Here is a 19,326-nt window from a genome sequence, read left to right as displayed (position 1 = left end):
GTTACCCCCCGTGTGTGAGCACTGGTACACCGGAGCCGTTACCCTATTGCAGGAACGCATAGCGCATACTGTGAAGGGTGTGGGGTCCGATCGCTGGGGTCCCCCGGTACGACTACCGCTGAAACGCTACCCATTCAGCTTTACCTTATATATAGGAGAGAAGTGCCCACTAAGGCAACGGACAAGAAGCCCGGCCGCAAGCTCGTCATTGTTGAGTCACCCGCGAAAAGCAAGACCATTGCGGGCTATCTTGGCGAGGGCTTCGAGGTCACGGCGTCCATGGGGCACATCCGGGATCTTCCCCAGCCCTCAGACCTGCCCACCGAGCTGAAAAAGACCGGTGTCGGCAAGTTCGCTGTGGATCTGGACAACGACTTCGAGCCCTACTATGTGGTCTCCGCCAACAAGAAGAAGACCGTCGCCGAGCTCAAGGCCGCCCTCAAAGGCGCCGAAGCTCTCTACCTCGCCACTGACGGTGACCGCGAGGGTGAAGCCATCGCCTGGCACCTTCTGGAGGTCCTCAAACCCAAGGTCCCGGTTTACCGACTCACCTTTCCCGAAATTACCAAGGAAGCCATCCAGCGCGCCCTGCTGGAAATGCGGGAACTCGACATTCCCATGGTGGACGCCCAGGAAACCCGTCGTATCCTTGACCGCCTGTACGGCTACGAAATTTCACCGGTGCTCTGGCGCAAGGTGGCCCGCGGCCTTTCCGCCGGCCGGGTGCAGTCGGTCGCCACGCGGCTGGTGGTTGAACGCGAACGCGAACGGATGGCCTTCCGCGCCGCATCTTACTGGGACCTCACCGGTACGTTTTCACCGCAAAGCGGCGACGAACGTCAGTCGTTCGGCGCCAAATTGGTCAGCCTCGACGGTTCACGCGTGGCCACCGGCAAGGACTTCACCGACCTCGGTGAACTGAAGTCATCGACTGTGGCACGGCTAGACGCCGAGACGGCCAGTTCACTGGCAGCCGAACTGCAGAACTCCGAGTTCGCTGTCCGGTCAGTGGATACCAAGCCCTACACGCGTCGGCCCGCGGCACCGTTCACAACGTCGACCCTGCAGCAGGAAGCCGCGCGGAAGCTACGGTTTTCCTCCCGGGTCACCATGCAGGTTGCCCAGCGTCTGTACGAAAACGGTTACATCACGTACATGCGTACCGACTCGCCCGCGCTCTCGGACCAGGCAGTGAACGCCGCCCGTCGTCAGGCGTCCGAACTGTACGGCGCCGAGTACGTTCCTGACGCCCGCCGCGTTTACAAAGGCAAATCGAAGAACGCCCAGGAAGCCCATGAGGCCATCCGCCCAGCGGGGGATTCCTTCCGCACCCCGGCCCAGGTGGCGGGCCAGCTCCGGGGGGACGAATTCCGCATGTATGAACTTATCTGGAAGCGCACCGTCGCGTCCCAAATGGCCGACGCCAAGGGTTCCACCGCCACTCTCCGACTCGGCGCGCTGGCGGCCGGCCCTGACGGAAAGACCCGCGACGCCGAGTTCTCGGCCTCCGGTACGGTCATCACCTTCCGCGGCTTCATGGCCGCCTACGAGGAAGGCAAGGACGCGGGCCGCAACGAGCAGGATGCGACTGACGACGGCGGTCGGGAAGCCCGGCTTCCCAACCTCACAGCGGGCGACAAGCTGGGTGCCGAGGAGGTCACCGCCGTCGGGCACGAGACCTCACCGCCCCCGCGCTACACCGAAGCGTCACTGGTGAAGGTGCTGGAGGAGCTGGGTATCGGCCGGCCCTCGACCTACGCAGCGACCATTTCCACCATCATGGACCGGGGGTACGTGCGGACCCGTGGGCAGGCCCTGGTCCCCAGCTGGATCGCATTCTCGGTGGTCAGGCTCCTGGAGGAGCACTTCCACGATTACGTTGACTACGACTTCACCGCAGAACTGGAGGAGGACCTCGACCGTATCGCTCGCGGCGAGGCGGGCCGAGTCGACTGGTTGAACCACTTCTACTACGGGGACCGTAAGGTCACCGGACTGCACACCATCGTCAATGACCTGGGCGAGATCGACGCACGCAAGATCAACTCGATCGAGATCGCCGAGGGCATCACCTTGCGCGTCGGTAAGTTCGGACCGTACCTGGAGAAACCGCTCCCGGCCGACGCCGAGGAGGGAACCGAGCCGCAGCGCGCGAACGTTCCGGAAGATCTGGCCCCTGATGAGCTGACCGTCGAGAAGGCCATCGAATTGATGAACTCTTCGGGCACCGAAGAACGGGTTCTCGGCGAGGACCCTCAGACGGGCCGCTCGATCGTGGCGAGGGACGGTCGTTATGGACCGTATGTCATTGAGCTCATCCCCGAGGTGACGGAGGAAGAGCTGGCGAAGCAGCCGGTCGAGTATTACAAGAACGGCAAGCCCAAGCCGCCCAGGAAGCCGGTCAAGGAAAAGCCCCGAACGGGTTCCCTGTTCGCTTCCATGACGCTGGAGACGGTGGCGCTCGACGACGCCCTGAAGCTGATGAATCTTCCGCGGGTGCTCGGAACAGACGCAGAAGGCAAGGAGATCACGGTCCAGAACGGCCGGTTCGGTCCTTACCTGAAGAAGGGGACTGATTCGCGGTCCATCGGGTCGGAGGAGGAAATCTTCACCATCACCCTAGAGCAGGCACTGGAGATCTACTCGCAGCCCAAGCAGCGAGGTGGCCGGACTGCGGCGCCGCCGCTCGCCGAGTTCGGCGACGACCCGGTGTCCGAGAAGCCGGTGGTGGTCAAGGACGGCCGGTTCGGCCCCTACATCACCGACGGGATCACCAACATCACCGTGCCTCGCTCGACGGCCATTGAGGAGCTCACCCGTGAGGTGGCACTGGAACTGTTGGCGGAGAAGCGGGCCAAGGGACCGGCACCTAAGAAGACTGCAAGCCGTGCGCCGGCCAAGCGCAAGGTCGCAGCGCGCAAGTAGTGCTGGTGACGGGGATTCTCAGCCAGGCCCGCAAGAGGGACAGGACGCCGTGGGGCGCGTCGTCAACGAAAGTATCGACGAGAATAATGGAATCATGCGTCTAGGCGTTTTGGATATCGGATCAAATACTGTGCACCTGCTCCTGGTGGATGCACATGCTGGGGCACGCCCAGTGCCCTTCGCCTCCCACAAGCGGCCGCTCCAGCTCGTTGCGCATCTGGACGACTCCGGTGCCATCACCGATCGTGGTCAACGCGAGCTGATCGCATTCGTGAAGGACGCCCGGAAGTTCGCCAGCCGCCACGGCGCCGAGGATTTCCTGGCCTTTTGCACCTCGGCGATCCGCGAGGCAGCCAACGGGGAAGCAGTGCTGCAGCGGGTCAGGTCGGAAACTGCTGTGGTGTTGCAGGAACTCACTGGGGACCAGGAAGCAGCCATGACCTTCCAGGCGGTTCGGCGTTGGTACGGCTGGAGCGCCGGGTCCATTCTGAACCTCGACATTGGTGGCGGCTCCTTCGAGATGGCGATGGGCGAGGATGAGCTGCCAGAGGTTGCCATTTCGGTGCCGCTGGGCGCTGGCCGGCTGACCCGGGATTGGCTCTCGGAAGACCCGCCGACCGCGAAGAGTGTGAAAAGCCTCCGCCGGTACGTCCGCGCCACCATGAAGGAAGCCGCCGCGAAGTTCAGCGCGCTCGGCGAACCACAGTTGGTGGCTGGCACGTCGAAGACTTTTCGGTCCCTGGCCCGGCTGGCAGGCGCCGCACCCTCCGCTGCAGGACCCTTTGTACGTCGGGAACTGCGCCTGGAGGATCTGTCCTTATGGACCAAGCGGTTAGCGGCGATGTCGGTGAGTGACCGCGTGAATCTCGACGGCGTCTCGGAAACTCGCTCCGCTCAGGTCCTGGCAGGAGCCTTGGTGGCCGAGGCAGCCCTGGAAGCGTTCAGAGTGGACAGCGTGGGGATCTGCCCGTGGGCGCTGCGCGAAGGCCTGCTGCTTCGCAGGTTTGACACTTTGATGTTCGAAGCACAGGAACCGATGCCCGCGGTCGGCGTGGGCCACGTGAAACTGAGTTCAGCCCTCCAGGATGAACCGTGGGCAGGACGCGCGGCGTTGTGAACGGGGACGCTGCACCGGAGCGTAATGATGTGCGGGTGGCACTATCCAGTGCGTCCGTCTATCCATTGGCGGTCCACGAGGCATTCGCTGTGTCCCGCAGCCTCGGGTACGACGGCGTCGAAGTGATGGTCACCAACAACCATGTGAGCCAGAACCCTGACAAGCTCAGCGCGCTCAGCCGCCAATATGACCAGCCGATCATGGCCATCCATGCGCCCACTCTCCTGCTCACGCAGCAGGTCTGGGGCAAGGCGTGGACCAAAGTGGAAATGTCAGCAGCGATGGCGGCCGAGGTTGGCGCGACGACGGTGGTAGTCCACCCGCCGTTTAGATGGCAGAGCGGCTACGCGGAGAATTTCGCCGAGGGAGTGCGGCGCATTACTGACGAGTATGGGGTGACGATCGCCGTCGAGAACATGTATCCGTGGCGGGTGCGGGGGCGTGAAGCCAAGGCCTACCTGCCGCACTGGAACCCGGTGCCGCAGGCCTATGAGGCAATCACCTGGGACTTCTCCCATGCGGCGATCGCCGGGATGGACTCGCTGGACGAGATGCGTATCTTGGGCGACCGGCTATCCCACGTGCACCTGACCGACGGCACCCCCAACGGGAAAGACGAACATCTGCTCCCGGGCCAGGGAACACAGCGCTGCGCCGAGTCGCTGCAGTTCCTGGCTGGTGCAGGCTTCAGCGGCGTCGTCGCGGTCGAAGTGAGCACCAGAAAAGCGAAAGGTGCCGACGAGCGGGACAAGTGGTTGGGGGACACACTCGCTTTTGCTCGACGGCACCTGGGTCAGGCCAAGGAAACCTGACGGTTCATCACTCGCACCTCTAGGAGGTGTTACCAACATTAGGACAACTATTTGTGAGTTAGCAGGGAGGCACCTGTTAGCTCAATGTGTCGGACAGACGGTGCCGGTGAGCAGTCCAGGAAAGTGGGGGGCAATCCTGCGTCGTTCACCGGCACCTGACGATCAGACCAAGGAAAGTCTGACCGTCATCTCTCGCACCTTATTCAGGCAATAACGAGTGTACTGTTATTTTTTCCTCATTGCTGCCACGGCAGGCTGGGACAACGCCGGGAATGTCCCCGTGGCAGGATGGGATGATGAGCAACCCGACTGAACCCACCATTTCCTTCCTTGGCTGTGGATCCATGAATGAGGCGATTCTTGGCGGGCTTCTCGCCGGTGGGATGTCCCCGAGCCTGGTGACCGCCACCGTCCGGAGCGCCGAGCGCGCCGCCGACCTCCGCCGGTCGCATGGAATCACTGTGCTGGCTACATCCGAGGACCCGGCGGCGAACCGCCGTGCCGCCGCCAGTGCCGACGTCGTTATCCTGGGCGTCAAACCAGTTGGCACGCTTGAGCTGGCCCGGGATATCGGGCCGGCCCTGAGATCGACGACGACGGTCGTCAGCGTTGCAGCCGCCATCTCCCTGGCCATGCTGGAGGCTGCGCTCCCTGCCGGGCAGCCGGTGATCCGCTCGATGCCCAACACCCCGTCTCGCCTGGGCAAGGGCGTGCTCTCCATCTCGGCGGGCACCCATGCTGACGCATCGTTGATGGCCCAGACGCGCGCGATTCTCAGCGCAGCGGGCACCGTCGTCGACATCCCCGAGGAACAGGTGGATGCTCTCTCCGCCGTCAGCGGCTCGGGGCCCGCCTATGTATTTTATCTTGCGGAGGCCATGGCGGCGGCGGGCGTAGAGCTGGGATTGGACCCGGGACTGGCAAGAATCCTTGCCACGGAAACGGTGGCAGGGGCTGGCTTCATGCTGGCCGAACCGGATGCCGATCCCACCGCGCTCCGCCGTGCCGTCACCAGCCCCAATGGCACCACGGAGCAGGCCATCGCGACGTTCGACCGGTTGGATCTGCCGGTCATCATCGCCGCTGGAGCGCGGGCGGCCAGTAACCGTGCCCAGGCCATCACGGAGGAATTGGGCAGCTAGACCCCGAGCGCGCCTAACCTGGGGGTTCCGACGACGGCGCACACGACGTCGTCAGCTAGGGGCGGGCCGCGAACCGCTCCAGGAGGTCGACGTGCCCGGAAACGATCAGCATGTCCCGGCTCGTCACCTTGGTATCGGGTCGCGCGTAAGTGAAGTCCTCCCCGGGCGACTTCACGCCGACCACAGTGACCCCGTATTTGGACCGCACGGCCGATTCGCCCAGGGTGAAGCCCTGTGTCTCCTTGGGCGGATACATCTTGACGATCGCAAAGCCGTCGTCGAACTCGATGAAGTCCAGCATGCGCCCGCCGACCAGATGCGCTGCCCGCACCCCGGCGTCAGCCTCGGGATAGATGACGTGATTGGCACCAATCCGCTTCAGGATTTTGCCATGCGCTGGCGTGATGGCTTTCACCCACAGATGATCGATGCCGAGGTCCACGAGGTTCGCGGTAATGAGCACGCTTGATTCGATAGATGTGCCAACCCCGACGACGGCGGCTGTGAACTCCTGCGCCCCGAGCTGGCGAAGCGCATCGATGTTGGTGGCGTCGGCCTCGACCACATGGGTGAGCACCCCCGACCATTTCTGGACGAGCTGGGTGTCCCGTTCAATGGCCAGAACTTCGCGGCCCTGCTTCACCAGTTGGTCGGCGGTGGCCGAGCCAAAGCGGCCGAGCCCGATCACCAGGACCGGGGCGTTGTGTGCTGGTCTTTCAGCCAATGATCGGCCTCTCTTCGGGGTAGTGGTACAGAGTGCTGCGTTGTCGGAGGGCGAGCGCCGACGCAAGGGTGATGGTTCCCATTCGGCCGGCGAACATGAGGGCGGAAAGGACGTATTTGCCTTCGGGTGGCAGCTCAGCGCTGAGATTGGTGCTCAACCCACAGGTAGCGAACGCCGAGATCACTTCAAAGAGCACCCGGTTGAGGTCCTCTTCAGTCATCCACAGCAGGACGCCGGTCGCGAGCAGCACAATGGTGGCACCCATGAAGATCACGGAGATCGCGACCCGCATCACGCCTTCGGGAATCTTGCGGCCGTAGGCCTTCACATCCGAGTCGCCGCGGGCCTCGGCCACGATCGCCAGGAACATCACGGCGATCGTGGTGACCTTGATGCCGCCCGCGGTAGAAGCAGACCCGCCGCCCGCAAACATCAGGGCGTCGGTCAGCAGCATGGTCGTCAAATCCATCTCCGCCTGGTCCACCAGGTTGAAACCGCCCGACCGGGTCATCACCGATGCAAACAGGGCATGGATCAGCTTGTCGCTGCCGCTGAGACCTCCGATGGTCCTGTCATTGGACCATTCCAGTGCTCCCCACGCGACGGCGCCCAGGACGAGGAGGATCAGTGACACGTTCATCGTCAGTTTGGTGTGCAGGGTCCACTTACGGACGTGGAAGCGGTACTGGATGAGTACCAGGATCACCGGGAAGCCAAGGCTGCCCAGAAACACGCCGACCATCAACGGCACCAGGATGAACAGGTCAGTTTCGTAGGGCACCAGCCCGTCCGAATGAGGCGTGAATCCAGCGTTATTGAAGGCTGATATCGAATAGAAAACGCCATGCCATACGGCAAGCCAGAAAGGTTCGCCGAGCACCATGAACCGCGGGATGAGCATGAGGGCGAGCACAATCTCCACCACCACCGAGGTGGTAATGACGATCCGCAGCAGGGTGCCCACCTCGCCAAGCCGGCTGGCGTTGTTCATCGCGGACTGGGCAAGGAGTTTCCCCCGGACGCCAAGGCGCTTGCTCACCATCAGGGCAAGCAGGGATGCCAGCGTCAGCGTCCCCAAACCGCCAACGAAGATGCCGATCAGGATCACCAGCTGGCCAAAGAATGACCAGTGGACGGCAGTCGAGACGACCGTCAGGCCCACCACGCAGACAGCCGAGACGGCAGTGAAAAGCGAGTCGTGGAGGGCGGTAGCGGTGCCGTCGCTGGAGGCAATCGGCAGACTGAGCAACGCGGTGAAGACGACGACGACGCCGAAAAAGACGATTAACGCTACCCGCGCGGGCGAGCTATTGACTACACCATCGATGAAATCCCGGATACGAGCCAGCACCCTGAGGTACACGCTCTGCTCTTCCCGCAGCCAGGATGGCTGTCCTCTTGCCATTGCGCTCGCTTTGCCCCGGTTCCGCGGTCTCGACTTCGGATGGATCACTCCAGATGACCTTCGAGTAGTAAACCACTTTCACCGGGCCAGCGTGTCCAGACATCCAGTAAATCACGTAGCCTGTCAATGATGAGTAGCGAATCCCCGTCGTTCCCCACCAGCGTTGTCTGGGACGACTCCATGCTGGCCTATAACTTTGGGCCTACGCATCCGATGAACCCGCAGCGGTTGGCGCTCACGGCGCGCCTTGCCGCTGACCTGGGGCTCCTCAACCGCGAGGGCGTCACACTGGCGGTACCTTTCGTCGCCACCGACGTCGAGTTGGGTACCGTGCACAGCGGTGACTATATTGCGGCGGTGCGAACAGCCGGTAGCGACCCTAATCAGGCTGATGCCGCCGTTGGTTTGGGCACCCCGGATAATCCGGCGTTTGTGGGGATGCATGAGGCCAGCGCGCGTCTGGTCGGCGGGTCACTTGCAGCTGCGGATGCGGTCCTCAGTGGACACGCCGTGCACGCGGTGAACTTTGGGGGTGGCATGCATCACGCTGGCCGATCGGCGGCCAGCGGGTTTTGCATCTATAACGATGCCGCCGCCGCGATTCAGCGACTGCTCGACGCTGGTACGCAACGGGTTCTCTATATCGATGTGGATGCCCATCACGGTGATGGCACCCAGAGCATCTTCTGGAATGACCCTCGTGTGATGACCATTTCACTGCACGAGACCGGGATGAGTCTGTTCCCCGGCACTGGATTTGCCAATGAGACGGGCGGCCCGCGCGCCGAAGGTACGGCAGTCAATGTCGCTCTGCCCACTCTCACTGGCGACGGCGGGCTGCTGCGGGCGTTTCACGCAGTGGTCCCGCCACTGGCCGAGGCTTTCCAGCCCGAGGTCATCCTCAGCCAGCACGGTTGCGACAGCCATGTCGACGACCCGCTGACCAATCTCAGGATCAGCATCGACGCGCAGCGCGAGATGGCGCTCAGTATTCGGGATCTTGCCGCCCGGCTCTGCGAGGGGCGGTGGATCGCCACCGGAGGGGGCGGATACAACCTCACCAGCGTTGTCCCGCGCGCCTGGTCGACACTAATCGCCGTCGCCGCCGGAGCCCCGGTCGGCCCGCAGACGGCCGTGCCTGAATCGTGGCGCGCCCATGTGCTGGAGCACTACGGCACGGATGCGCCACGGCTGATGGGGGATGGGGCAGACACCTGGTGGCGTTCATGGGAGGTCGGCTACGACCCGAATGACGACCTCGACCGCACCGTGATGGCGACCCGTAAGGCTGTCTTCCCGTTCCATGGACTCGACCCCTGGTTTGACTAGCACCAACCCCATATATGCCGTTAGGGTAATGGAATGGTAATCGAGGATGTGTTTGCAGTCGTGGCGGAGGGTACCCGCCGCGAAATTCTCGGATCACTGCGTTCCGGAGATAAAGCGGTCGGCGAACTGGTGATCGAACTGGAAGTCAGCCAGCCTACCGTGTCCAAGCACCTCAAAGTGCTCCGCGAGGCGGGACTAGTGTCGATGCGTGCCCAGGGCCAACGTCGCTTCTACTCCCTTACGCCGGGTCCACTGCGCGAGATCGAGTTATGGCTCGGATCGTTTGACCAATCTGTCCCGCAGTCGGTGGCCCCGGAGACGGCAGCACTTGCACACCACCATGCATCAGCGCTTGCAGCGGCTGTCGACCCGGCCACAGACCTTGTCGGTCAGCCTGCCTTCGGACGCACAGTCGGGCGGGCGGCCGAGCGGGCGGCGGATCTCTTCGCGCAGTTGCCCAAGCTTCGACGCCGCCGGGACTAGCCTCGCGCGGTGTGGCGCCGGATTGTGACCTCCCGCCACTTTCACTTTGGCCACAGCAGCCACTACAGTATGTGATGGCGGGAAGCCTTGATATTCTGGACGACACGCCGTGCGGCTGCTATGTGGCACGCCTCAGATTGCACACGTTGGGGGTGCAGACCTCAGTGTTAGGAGCAATGTGGGATGGAAGAAGCGAGTAATTTCTCTGACGTCAGATTTTTGACCGTAGCCGAAGTCGCCGACATGATGCGGGTTTCCAAAATGACCGTGTACCGCCTGGTTCACGCGGGCGAGATGCCGGCAGTGCGGTTTGGCCGCTCGTATCGGGTTCCCGAATCGGCCGTTGAACAGTTTGTCAAAGGTGCAGCCGTCGAAGGTCAGTCGGAAGCCGGATAGTCGGTGAAGCGATGCTTCAAGTGGGCCGGTCGGGAGTGCCGCCAATAAGCGGTACCCTGTTAAGGAGCGTTTTACGCGCTATCGGCTAGGCGCCCTTGTGGCGAAAGGGCCGATCCGCGTAGGTAGTTGCGTTATTGTCAGCATCCGTTCGTGACGCCCACCCGGGCGGCGTATCGGAAACCGAAAATCAGTTTGTGAGGACTTTATGGGTTCAGTAATTAAAAAGCGCCGCAAGCGTATGGCCAAGAAGAAGCACCGCAAGCTGCTTCGCAAGACCCGTCACCAGCGTCGCAATAAGAAGTAGATAAACTTTCGTTGGAAGGCTCGCCCTGGTGGCGGGCCTTCCACTGTTAACGGGCTGTCTAGCTGCCGCGCATCCTGGTGAATCCTCGCCACAGTCCGTACACCGCGCCGGCGCCCGTGGCCGCTTTGAGACCGAGGGTCGCTGCCCGGCGGCCGCTCCGGAAGTCGTAGATGGGCCAGTTATTGTCACGCGCATGTCGCCGGAGCCTGCGATCCGGATTGATAGCTACCGGGTGCCCCACGATGGTCAGAAGGGGAATGTCGTTGTAGGAGTCGCTGTATCCCCAGCACCGCTGCAGGTTCAGGCCCTCTTTTTCTGCCAGGGCGCGCACGGCCACCGCTTTGGCCGGGCCGTGCAGGAATTCTCCCACTAGCTTTCCAGTGTAAAAGCCGTCGGCAACCTCGCCGACAGTGCCCAGGGCCCCGGTGAGCCCAAGGCGGTTAGCGATAACGCTCGCTACCTCCACCGGGGTGCCGGTGACCAGCCACACCCGCCGACCCGACCTGAGGTGTTGTTCAGCCAGTGCGCGCGCTCCAGGCCAGATTTTCGAAGCGATCATTTCGTCATACACTTCTTCGCCGAGCGCCTTGACGTCCTCGTGCGCAATCCCGATAGCAAAGGCCAGCGCAGCGTCGCGCACCGAGTTGATATCGGTCATATTTTCCCCGCGCATCACAAAGCGTAGCTGTTTCCAGGCCAGGCCACTGGCAAAGCGAAGCGTGAACGCTTTACGCTGATACATTTTTCGCGCCACATGGAAGAGACTTGCGCCGCGCATCAGGGTGTTGTCCACGTCGAAAAAGGCGGCGTCGCCTCCCGGTCCGGGGAGGGTGGCGGCTACCCCTGGAATGACCCGCAGGGGCCCGGTGCTGGCAGCGGACATAGTGTGAGTCTAAATCACTTGAGCCCGGTCAGGGGGTGTGATGTCATACGGTGCATGGTGAGGCGGTAGCTTGAGTGGCATGACTAATCCTTCGCAGACCGGGCGGCCAGCGCCCGGTCCTAACCCCCCGACGGTTGAGCTGCTGACCCGTCCCGGGTGCCATTTGTGCGCCGGCGCTTTGGTTGTGGTCGCCTCGGTCTGCGACGAGCTAGGGGTGCCCTGGCGCGAAGTTTCGACCGCCGACGAGCCGGCGTTGTTGGAACGGTTTGCCGAGGAGATACCCGTACTACTTATCAATGGGGTGCAACGGGACTTTTGGAAGATCGACGGGGCGCGCCTTCGTCGGCTCATCACGCAGTGACCGACCGCAGGATGGCCAGCTTTGTGCCGCACGCCAAGCGCCCTAAGGTGGAGATACCTACGACGTCGGCCAGTCCATCGTCGTATGGCCTCGCCGTCAAGCGGTGGGCGGACAGTAAACGGAGCGATTGAAAGTGACGACGCCGGACGTACCAGAGCTACACCTGTCGGGAAGCGGTGCCGCCGCACGGCAGATCCCGACAGCGTCCTTGACGCGCCTGACCATCTACCTGCGGGCACTCACCTCGCTGTTGGCCGAGGGAACCGAACGAGTGTCCTCCGATCGGCTGGCGGAAGCGGCTGGTGTCAACTCACCGATCCTGCGCAAGGACTTGTCCTACCTCGGTTCCTACGGGACCCGGGGCGTGGGTTATGACGTGCAATATCTGAACCGGCAGATCTCCGCCGCGCTCGGGCTTACCCTGGACTGGCGCGTGGCGATCATCGGGGCAGGCAACCTCGGCCGGGCTTTGGCCGGTTACTCTGGCTTTGAATCAAGAGGTTTTGAAATTGTCTCCCTGTTCGACGCTGACCAGTTGGTGGTCGGGGCAGAAGTCGGATGGCTGCGGGTGAGCCCGATCGGCGACCTGGAGCAGGTGCTGGAACGGACCCGCGCCAATATGGCGGTGCTAGCGGTCCCCGCGGCCGTGGCTCAATCGCTGTGCGACAGGCTGGTCGCTGCAGGCATCACGAGCATCCTGAGCTTCGCCCCCGTGGTGTTGCAGGTGCCGGCGAGCGTCCAGTTGCGGAAGGTTGACATGGCTACCGAACTGCAGATCCTTGCCTATCACGCACAGCGGGCGCAGGAGCCGGACAGTGCTGCCGACTCCCGCACCCGAACCGCCCAGTAGTCTCTGAGGGGCTGCTTGCCCCTAGAACTGACCGGGAACTATCTGCTTTTGGAAATATGGGCGTGCCGGCTTCAGGAAGGTCATAACGACCCCAAGCACACCAAGTACGAGAGCAAGAATCCCGATGCCGGTCTCCAGTGGCCCCGGAGTCGTGAGTTCCTGCCCCTGCAGCAAGTCACTACCCTCGAGCATTGACAACGATAGGAGGCCGAATAGGTAGGACAGGACCGAAAGTACCGCCAGCACGGTTGCAGTGATTCTGGCCCAGTTGTGACCTTTGCGGATGAAGATCGCAAGCAGAATATAGATTCCGGTGGCTACAGCGGCGAAAACCAGAGTCAACGCAATGCCAGCGCCCCCGGCAGGCCCCTGCGTCGGGATGGATAGCACGCCGATGATGCTCGAGATGAAGCTCAGTACACCGGCCGCGATGATCAGCCAGAAGGCCCGCTCCACTTCCTTCGGCGCAGCGCCCTTCTCCGTCACTGACACCTGTCCCATGTTCCCCGGGTAGCTGTAGGCGGAAGGCTGAGCTGTCTGGTAGCCATAGGGGGCCGCCTGGCCGTCCGGCGCGAGCTGTCCTGAGGCAGGCTGCTGTGTCTCTGGGTTGTTGCGCGGAGGCATGTCCTGACCGGAATTGTGGTCATTGGGAGGTGTGCTCATTGCCGGTTCCTGTTCATTAGAGACGGACTGGTACAAACCCTGTGGGGTCACACAGCCAACCCTAGCGCGGAGGGTTGGGCGCCGGTGGGATTAAACGGAAGCGGCTGTCGCCCTCCAATGGAGAGCGACAGCCGCCAGCGGAAAATGACTACTTGGCCGGGGCTACGAATGCCGCATCAAGGTTGATGGTCACCTTATCGCCGACGAGCACGCCGCCGGCTTCTAGTGCTGCATTCCAGGTCAGACCAAAGTCCTTGCGGGAGATGACGGTCTTGCCGGAGAACCCGGCGCGGGTTGCACCGAACGGATCGACTGCAACGCCATTGAATTCGGTTTCGAAGACCACGGGAAGGGTTACGTCGCGGATAGTCAGGTTGCCTGCGAGCTGGTAGGTCTCGCCAGCGCCCTCGATGGAGGTCGACTCGAAGGTCATTTTGGGGAAGCGCTCGACATCGAAGAAGTCTTCCCCGCGTACGTGGCCGTCGCGGTTGGCGTCGTTGGAATTGAAGGAAGCGGTCTGGATGGTGGCGGTGACCTTGGAATCGTTGAGTGAGGATCCGACGTGCAGGGCGGCGTCAACGGTGTCGAAGTTGCCGCGGACCTTGCTGATGCCAGCGTGCCGGACGCTGAAACCGACCTCGCTGTGTGAGCCGTCGAAGGTCCAGGTGCCGTTGTTCAGTCCGGTGGGAATTGCCATGATGGTTCTCCTGATCGTAATGCGGTCTGGGGTTATGCAGCCGTGGCGGCCGGAAGGCCGTCACCTCTAATAAACATGCATTTGCATCAATTATTCCCCAAGTTACTCAAATGTTCAAATAAATCCGACATGGCGGATTTAGCTGCCCGCCCGAACTCTGAGAAACTGGACCCATGTCCCTTGCTACTGTCCACCTCGTGCGTCACGGCGAAGTCCACAACCCCGAGCGCGTGCTTTACGGCAGGCTGCCGAGCTTTCACCTCTCCGCCCTGGGCCAGGAAATGGCCCAGCGGGTTGCGGGACACTTCGCCGGGCGAGTCAACGACGGCGCCCACATCGTCCGATTGGTGGCGTCCCCGCTGACCCGTGCGCAGGAGACCGCTACCCCCATCGCCGAGCAGCTTGGACTTGATATTGTGACCGATGACCGGGTCATCGAGGCCTATAGCCGTTTCGAGGGCATGGCCCAGGTTGCCCGCCAGTTGCGGTATCCACGCTACTGGCCGCTGCTCGCCAACCCCTTTCGCCCGTCCTGGGGCGAGCCTTACAGTCAGCAGGTCGGGCGGATGATGGCGGCTGTTGACGACGCCCGGCGCGCCGCCGTCGGGCAAATCGAAGCCGACGGGTCCGCAGGGCCAGCCGAGGTGATTATGGTGAGCCACCAGTTGCCCATCTGGGTCTCGCGACTCGCCGCGGAGAACCGCAGGCTCTGGCATGACCCCCGCGAACGCGAATGCACGCTGACCTCGATTACGTCCCTCGATTTCGACGCCGGGCGCCTGACCGGGGTGCGCTACGAGGAGCCCGGCGCTGACCTTTTGGCCGGTGCAGCAAACCTGCCGGGAGCATAATAGTATTACTACACGTTGTAGAAATGTGGAAGAAGCTGTGAACAATACTGATCGATCCGCCGGCCGCCTACAGAAGCTGGGCGTGGCGCTGGCCATTGGGCTAACCGCCTCAATCGCCCTCTCAGCGTGCGCCGCCGACGATCCGTTGGCTCAGCAAGCCGTCGTCGGCGACAACAAAAACTACATTGCCGGCGATGGTTCGGTGACCGAGTATTCGGTGGCTGAACGGGGCGAGCCCTTGGACATCACTGGAACTAGCTACGACGGAACCACCGTGGACTCGGCGGACTGGGTTGGTCAGGTCACCGTAGTGAACTTCTGGTACGCCGCCTGCGCGCCCTGCCGCGAAGAAGCACCCGATTTGGTGGCGTTGCACGAGGAACACGAGTCAGCGGGAGCCCAGTTTTATGGGGTCAATATCCGCGACACCAGAGATACCGCCGAGGCGTTCGAACGTACCTTCGACATTCCCTACCCGAGCATCAATGATCAGGACGGTGGGCTGCTGTTGGCCATGACCAGCTACGTTCCTCCGCAGGCCGTGCCCACCACCCTCGTCATCGACAGGGAAGGCCGCGTCTCCGCGAGGATTCTCGGGTTGGCCGACAAAAGTACGCTCGGCGCCCTCATCGAAGCCGCGTTGGCCGAGTAACCGACTGTGACCTTTCCCCTCTATTTCAGCGCCGCCGTCGGTAGATCCGTTCCGCTGGCCACCAGCAACGTGTTCGCCGATACGGTGCTGAATGGATCCATGCTCCTTGCATTACCGGTGGCACTGCTCGCCGGGCTTGTTTCCTTCGCGTCCCCGTGCGTTCTTCCCTTGGTGCCTGGCTACCTGGGGTACGTCACGGGGCTTACCGGCGTCGACCTTGAACAACAGAAGCGCGGCAGGATGTTGACCGGGATTGCGCTGTTTGTCCTCGGATTCTCGGTGGTTTTCATGGCATACGGTGCGTTGTTTGGCCAGTTGGGGGCGTGGATGGTGGGTTCCGAGAGTTGGCTCATCCCCGTTATGGGTGTCGTGGTGGTGTTGATGGGGCTGATCTTCATGGGCGGCTTTTCCTGGTTCCAGACCGAAAAGAAGCTGCGGACGAAGGTTCCAACCGGTCTCTGGGGTGCCCCGTTACTCGGCTTGACGTTTGGTCTGGGCTGGGCACCCTGCATCGGCCCCACCCTGTCGGCTGTGCAACTGCTGGCGTTCTCCAACGACGACGCCAGCGCCGCCAAAGGGGCGGCCCTCACCTTCGTCTACTGCCTGGGGCTGGGGCTCCCGTTCCTGTTGATCGCGTTAGGGGTTCGCCGCGGCATGGGTGCGATGGCCTTCTTCAGAAAGCACCGGCTGTCCTTGCAACGCGGCGGCGGCGGCATGCTGGTGGTGGTCGGCGTGCTCATGACCACCGGCGTCTGGAACCTGTGGATCAATGAACTACAGAACTGGCTCGGAGGGGTGACCCTTCCCATCTAATGACTTCTGACCATTTCGAAAGGGGGCAGACAGTGACCCCCGATTCTCCCGAGCGTGACAAGCCAGATGTCGCGTTGCCCGCTCTTGGCGTCCGCGGGAGCTTGCGCTGGGGCTGGACCCAGCTCACCAGCATGCGGACAGCCCTGTTTCTGTTGCTCCTCCTTGCGGTTGCTGCGGTGCCCGGATCACTGTTCCCGCAGCGCCCGGCCAATCCGGCGGTGGTCACCCAATACATTCAGGACAACCCGGACACCGGGCCGATCCTCGACTGGTTCCAGCTCTTCGACGTGTACTCGTCGGTCTGGTTTTCGGCCATCTATTTGCTGCTCTTCATTTCCTTGATCGGTTGCGTCATCCCGCGGGCCATCGCCCACGGCCGGGCTATGAAGTCGAAGCCGCCCCGGACGCCCCGAAAGCTCTCCAGGATGCCGATTTACGGGACACTCGTTCTCCCCGCCGCGGCACAGGTCGGCGGCTCGCAGATCACCGCAGCCTCAGCTGCCTCAGACGCCGCGGCCATGCTGAGGAAGCGTGGTTACCGGGTGGACCTGCGTGACATGGAATCGGCGCAACCCTCGGTGGGCGCCGAACGCGGTTTCCTCAAAGAGGTCGGCAATCTGGTGTTCCACTTCTCGCTGATCGGCGTTCTGATCTCCGTGGCGCTCGGTGGTCTGTTCGGCTACAGCGGGCAGAAAATCATTGTGGAAGGCGACAGCTTCGTCAATACCCTGGTGGGCTACGACACGTTCACCCCCGGCGCTAACTTCAGTGCTGGCCAACTCGAACCGTATTCGCTGCGGCTCGACAAGTTCGATGTGCAGTTCGATCGTCAGGAAACCCACTACGGCCAACCCCTCGACTTCACTGCCAACGTCACCACCAAGGATGGCCCTGGCGCAGAGGAAGTGGAACAGGTCCTGAAGGTCAACTCGCCACTGAGTATCGGCGGTACGGGCATCTACCTGGTCGGCAACGGGTATGCGCCGGTAGTCACTGTCCGCGATGGCAACGGTGACATTGCCATGCAGGGGCCGGTGGTCACGATCCCGCAGGATGGGTTATTCACTTCGCTCATGGTCATCAAGGCTCCCGATGCAGCGCCGGACCAGCTGGGCTTCGTTGGGTTCTTCCTTCCGACGGCGTTCGTTGGTGAGGACGGCGTCGCCTTCTCCCGCGACCCGGACCCGTTCAACCCACAGCTGAACCTCAACTCGTATTACGGTGACCTGGGTCTCGACGACGGCGAACCGCGCAGCGTCTATGTCCTGGACACCGAGGACCTGACCGAGCTCAACAGCCGCAGCAGCGACGAGGGCGGAATCGTCCTTGGGGCGGGACAGACCTACGACCTGCCGGAAGGCAGAGGGTCGATCACCTTCGACGGACTGGATCGCTACATTGCCGTGGACGTCCGCCACGACCCGGGCCAGTTGGGTGCCCTCATCTTTGCCACCCTGGCGCTGACCGGGCTCAGCGCGTCCCTGTTCATCGGCCGACGCCGGGTCTGGGTCCGCACTGGGACCCATCCCGATGGTCGCATCATGGTTGAGTATGGGCTACTGGCCCGCGGTGAAGATCATCGGCTTATTGGCGAAGGGGCGGCCATCGACAAGGCGCTGCGGGAGCGGTGGCTGGTGGAAGGCCGGGTTGAGGAGCACGATGGAAAGCCTGACGTCTCAGACAGCACCACCACCGAACACGCATCACACCAGGCAGGAAATGGTAAGGACAGCTAATGCCAACAATTAATCAGACCCTGGGGGAGTTTAGCGAGCGCTTCATGTTGCTCGCTGCCCTCACCTATACGGTCGCGTTCATTATCTTTACGCTCGACCTGGTGAAGAGCAGCAAGCGGATCCGCGCGGTCGAGGAGAATCTGGCCGCCGCACAGGAAGCCGAGCGGCTTGTGCGCGTGGGTGCCGACCAGGGTAGCCGGCCGACCATCCGCGCCGGTTCCACCGGGGTTACCAACGGCACCACCGCCGACGACGCGATGGACTACTCGGGCCAGCGGAAGCTGGCACGCATCGCCGTCGTCCTGACCGTGGTGGCCGCGGTCATTCACGCGGCGGGCGTGGTCTCCCGTGGACTGGCGACGAACCGGGTTCCCTGGGGCAACATGTACGAATTCTGCACCACCGGTGCGCTGGTCGTGGTGCTGGTGTTCCTCGTGGTGCTGATTCGCAAGGATCTCCGGTTCCTGGGCACCTTTGTGATCGGCCTGACCCTGGTGATGCTGTGTGCCGCGACGATCGGGTTCTTCACCCCGGCAGGCAACGTGGTCCCCGCGCTGCAGAGCTACTGGCTCATCATCCATGTATCGGTTGCGGTGGCCGCTTCGGCGCTGTTCACCCTGACGTTCGCTATGTCGGTCCTGCAACTCATTCAGACGAGCCGGATCCGCAAGCTCGCTGCGGGTGGCGCCGACCGCGCGCCCTTCATGCGCCTGGTTCCGTCGGCGCTCAGTCTGGAGAACCTCTCCTACCGGATCAACGCCGTCGCCTTCGTGATGTGGACGTTCACCCTGATGGCTGGGGCCATCTGGGCAGAGGAAGCCTGGGGTCGCTACTGGGGTTGGGACGTCAAGGAAGTGTGGACCTTCGTGATCTGGGTGGTCTTCGCCGGCTACCTGCACGCACGGGCAACCCGCGGCTGGACCGGTACTCGCGCGGCCTGGCTGTGCATCATCGGCTACCTGTGCATTGTCTTCAACTTCACGATTGTGAACATCTACTTCTCGGGCCTGCACAGCTACGCCTGAGTGAGCAATCCGGTCCGCGGGGGTCAACCTGGACATCGGTGCTGAGTATAGCCGCCACCAAAGTCCGGGTTGCTCACCGATTTGGAGGCGTTGACGACGACGGCGAACGCGATCCGCCGGTGGACCTCCCGTCAGGTGCTGCCTCCCCGGCCCGGTGA

20 protein-coding genes are annotated in these 19,326 nt (G+C 62.7%); 15 read left to right on the top strand and 5 right to left on the bottom strand.

The window, feature by feature from the left end; genetic code table 11:
• The first annotated feature begins 162 nt into the window (after nt 1-162).
• The 4 genes from topA (at nt 163) to proC (ending at nt 5,996) form a co-directional block, all read left to right on the top strand.
• On the top strand, nt 163-2,925 hold the full coding sequence (topA, locus tag ACX80A_RS03175; protein WP_459258219.1) for a type I DNA topoisomerase: 2,763 nt from the start codon (nt 163-165) through the stop codon (nt 2,923-2,925).
• 94 nt (nt 2,926-3,019) lie between these two features.
• Complete coding sequence (locus ACX80A_RS03170) at nt 3,020-4,042, top strand: Ppx/GppA family phosphatase (RefSeq protein WP_459258218.1); 1,023 nt, start codon at nt 3,020-3,022, stop codon at nt 4,040-4,042.
• On the top strand, nt 4,018-4,854 hold the full coding sequence (locus ACX80A_RS03165) for a sugar phosphate isomerase/epimerase family protein (protein ID WP_459258217.1): 837 nt from the start codon (nt 4,018-4,020) through the stop codon (nt 4,852-4,854). The genes ACX80A_RS03170 and ACX80A_RS03165 overlap by 25 nt, the downstream gene beginning before the upstream one ends.
• Nucleotides 4,855-5,150: 296 nt before the next feature.
• Complete coding sequence (gene proC, locus ACX80A_RS03160) at nt 5,151-5,996, top strand: pyrroline-5-carboxylate reductase (protein WP_459258216.1); 846 nt, start codon at nt 5,151-5,153, stop codon at nt 5,994-5,996.
• A gap of 55 nt (nt 5,997-6,051) precedes the next feature.
• On the opposite strand, the gene ACX80A_RS03155 is transcribed toward proC, so the two are convergent.
• Both ACX80A_RS03155 and ACX80A_RS03150 read right to left on the bottom strand, forming a co-directional pair.
• Entirely contained in the window at nt 6,052-6,720 is a 669-nt protein-coding gene (locus ACX80A_RS03155; protein ID WP_171585775.1) for a potassium channel family protein, read from the bottom strand.
• Nucleotides 6,713-8,125, bottom strand: coding sequence for a TrkH family potassium uptake protein (locus tag ACX80A_RS03150; RefSeq protein ID WP_459258215.1), 1,413 nt, complete (start codon nt 8,123-8,125; stop codon nt 6,713-6,715). The genes ACX80A_RS03155 and ACX80A_RS03150 overlap by 8 nt, the downstream gene beginning before the upstream one ends.
• 129 nt (nt 8,126-8,254) lie before the next feature.
• Here ACX80A_RS03150 and ACX80A_RS03145 point away from each other — a divergent pair, with 129 nt between their 5' ends.
• The 4 genes from ACX80A_RS03145 to ACX80A_RS03130 all read left to right on the top strand — a co-directional run bounded on the left by ACX80A_RS03145 (nt 8,255) and on the right by ACX80A_RS03130 (nt 10,637).
• Nucleotides 8,255-9,454 (top strand): acetoin utilization protein AcuC, encoded by a 1,200-nt coding sequence (locus ACX80A_RS03145; RefSeq protein WP_459258214.1) that lies wholly within the window; start codon nt 8,255-8,257, stop codon nt 9,452-9,454.
• Nucleotides 9,455-9,487: 33 nt separating this feature from the next.
• A complete protein-coding gene (locus ACX80A_RS03140; protein WP_459258213.1) occupies nt 9,488-9,937 on the top strand; it encodes an ArsR/SmtB family transcription factor in 450 nt (149 codons plus the stop codon).
• Between the two features lie 183 nt (nt 9,938-10,120).
• Nucleotides 10,121-10,333 carry a helix-turn-helix domain-containing protein gene (locus ACX80A_RS03135; protein WP_459258212.1) on the top strand — a complete coding sequence of 71 codons (213 nt, stop codon included), beginning with the start codon at nt 10,121-10,123 and terminating at the stop codon, nt 10,331-10,333.
• 205 nt (nt 10,334-10,538) lie between these two features.
• Nucleotides 10,539-10,637 carry a 30S ribosomal protein bS22 gene (locus ACX80A_RS03130; RefSeq protein WP_003792170.1) on the top strand — a complete coding sequence of 33 codons (99 nt, stop codon included), beginning with the start codon at nt 10,539-10,541 and terminating at the stop codon, nt 10,635-10,637.
• A 58-nt stretch (nt 10,638-10,695) separates the two neighbouring features.
• Here ACX80A_RS03130 and ACX80A_RS03125 read toward each other — a convergent pair whose 3' ends face one another.
• Nucleotides 10,696-11,520 (bottom strand): HAD family hydrolase, encoded by an 825-nt coding sequence (locus tag ACX80A_RS03125; RefSeq protein WP_459258211.1) that lies wholly within the window; start codon nt 11,518-11,520, stop codon nt 10,696-10,698.
• Between the two features lie 79 nt (nt 11,521-11,599).
• On the opposite strand from ACX80A_RS03125, the gene ACX80A_RS03120 reads away from it, so the two are divergent.
• Together ACX80A_RS03120 and ACX80A_RS03115 are read left to right on the top strand one after the other, a co-directional pair.
• Nucleotides 11,600-11,881: a glutaredoxin family protein gene (locus ACX80A_RS03120; protein WP_459258210.1), complete on the top strand. Its 282-nt coding sequence runs from the start codon at nt 11,600-11,602 to the stop codon at nt 11,879-11,881.
• 133 nt (nt 11,882-12,014) lie between these two features.
• Nucleotides 12,015-12,731, top strand: coding sequence for a redox-sensing transcriptional repressor Rex (locus ACX80A_RS03115; RefSeq protein ID WP_459258209.1), 717 nt, complete (start codon nt 12,015-12,017; stop codon nt 12,729-12,731).
• Nucleotides 12,732-12,752: 21 nt separating this feature from the next.
• Here ACX80A_RS03115 and ACX80A_RS03110 read toward each other — a convergent pair whose 3' ends face one another.
• Both ACX80A_RS03110 and ACX80A_RS03105 read right to left on the bottom strand, forming a co-directional pair.
• Complete coding sequence (locus ACX80A_RS03110) at nt 12,753-13,394, bottom strand: hypothetical protein (protein ID WP_459258208.1); 642 nt, start codon at nt 13,392-13,394, stop codon at nt 12,753-12,755.
• A gap of 148 nt (nt 13,395-13,542) precedes the next feature.
• A complete protein-coding gene (locus ACX80A_RS03105; protein WP_459258207.1) occupies nt 13,543-14,091 on the bottom strand; it encodes a YceI family protein in 549 nt (182 codons plus the stop codon).
• Between the two features lie 173 nt (nt 14,092-14,264).
• Here ACX80A_RS03105 and ACX80A_RS03100 point away from each other — a divergent pair, with 173 nt between their 5' ends.
• The 5 genes from ACX80A_RS03100 to ccsB all read left to right on the top strand — a co-directional run bounded on the left by ACX80A_RS03100 (nt 14,265) and on the right by ccsB (nt 19,168).
• On the top strand, nt 14,265-14,942 hold the full coding sequence (locus tag ACX80A_RS03100) for a histidine phosphatase family protein (protein ID WP_459258206.1): 678 nt from the start codon (nt 14,265-14,267) through the stop codon (nt 14,940-14,942).
• A gap of 37 nt (nt 14,943-14,979) precedes the next feature.
• Complete coding sequence (locus ACX80A_RS03095; protein ID WP_459258205.1) at nt 14,980-15,594, top strand: TlpA family protein disulfide reductase; 615 nt, start codon at nt 14,980-14,982, stop codon at nt 15,592-15,594.
• A gap of 99 nt (nt 15,595-15,693) precedes the next feature.
• Nucleotides 15,694-16,407, top strand: coding sequence for a cytochrome c biogenesis CcdA family protein (locus ACX80A_RS03090; protein WP_459258350.1), 714 nt, complete (start codon nt 15,694-15,696; stop codon nt 16,405-16,407).
• Nucleotides 16,408-16,439: 32 nt separating this feature from the next.
• A complete protein-coding gene (gene resB, locus ACX80A_RS03085) occupies nt 16,440-18,143 on the top strand; it encodes a cytochrome c biogenesis protein ResB (RefSeq protein WP_459258204.1) in 1,704 nt (567 codons plus the stop codon).
• A complete protein-coding gene (gene ccsB / locus ACX80A_RS03080) occupies nt 18,143-19,168 on the top strand; it encodes a c-type cytochrome biogenesis protein CcsB (protein WP_459258203.1) in 1,026 nt (341 codons plus the stop codon). The genes resB and ccsB overlap by 1 nt, the downstream gene beginning before the upstream one ends.
• The last annotated feature ends 158 nt before the right edge of the window (nt 19,169-19,326 follow it).

Source organism: Arthrobacter sp. TMN-50 (assembly GCF_054511125.1).
Note: the sequence above shows the minus strand (reverse complement) of the source record. Positions and strands in the feature narration are given on the sequence as shown.

Bases quoted from the DNA above. Each gene is read 5' to 3' on its own strand.
- ACX80A_RS03170 (WP_459258218.1), top strand. From the start codon at position 3,020: ATGCGTCTAGGCGTTTTGGATATCGGATCAAATACTGTGCACCTGCTC.
- proC (WP_459258216.1), top strand. From the start codon at position 5,151: ATGAGCAACCCGACTGAACCCACCATTTCCTTCCTTGGCTGTGGATCC.
- ACX80A_RS03150 (WP_459258215.1), bottom strand. From the start codon at position 8,125: ATGGCAAGAGGACAGCCATCCTGGCTGCGGGAAGAGCAGAGCGTGTAC.
- ACX80A_RS03145 (WP_459258214.1), top strand. From the start codon at position 8,255: ATGAGTAGCGAATCCCCGTCGTTCCCCACCAGCGTTGTCTGGGACGAC.
- ACX80A_RS03140 (WP_459258213.1), top strand. From the start codon at position 9,488: ATGGTAATCGAGGATGTGTTTGCAGTCGTGGCGGAGGGTACCCGCCGC.
- ACX80A_RS03135 (WP_459258212.1), top strand. From the start codon at position 10,121: ATGGAAGAAGCGAGTAATTTCTCTGACGTCAGATTTTTGACCGTAGCC.
- ACX80A_RS03130 (WP_003792170.1), top strand. From the start codon at position 10,539: ATGGGTTCAGTAATTAAAAAGCGCCGCAAGCGTATGGCCAAGAAGAAG.
- ACX80A_RS03125 (WP_459258211.1), bottom strand. From the start codon at position 11,520: ATGTCCGCTGCCAGCACCGGGCCCCTGCGGGTCATTCCAGGGGTAGCC.
- ACX80A_RS03120 (WP_459258210.1), top strand. From the start codon at position 11,600: ATGACTAATCCTTCGCAGACCGGGCGGCCAGCGCCCGGTCCTAACCCC.
- ACX80A_RS03110 (WP_459258208.1), bottom strand. From the start codon at position 13,394: ATGAGCACACCTCCCAATGACCACAATTCCGGTCAGGACATGCCTCCG.
- ACX80A_RS03105 (WP_459258207.1), bottom strand. From the start codon at position 14,091: ATGGCAATTCCCACCGGACTGAACAACGGCACCTGGACCTTCGACGGC.
- ACX80A_RS03100 (WP_459258206.1), top strand. From the start codon at position 14,265: ATGTCCCTTGCTACTGTCCACCTCGTGCGTCACGGCGAAGTCCACAAC.
- ACX80A_RS03090 (WP_459258350.1), top strand. From the start codon at position 15,694: ATGCTCCTTGCATTACCGGTGGCACTGCTCGCCGGGCTTGTTTCCTTC.
- ccsB (WP_459258203.1), top strand. From the start codon at position 18,143: ATGCCAACAATTAATCAGACCCTGGGGGAGTTTAGCGAGCGCTTCATG.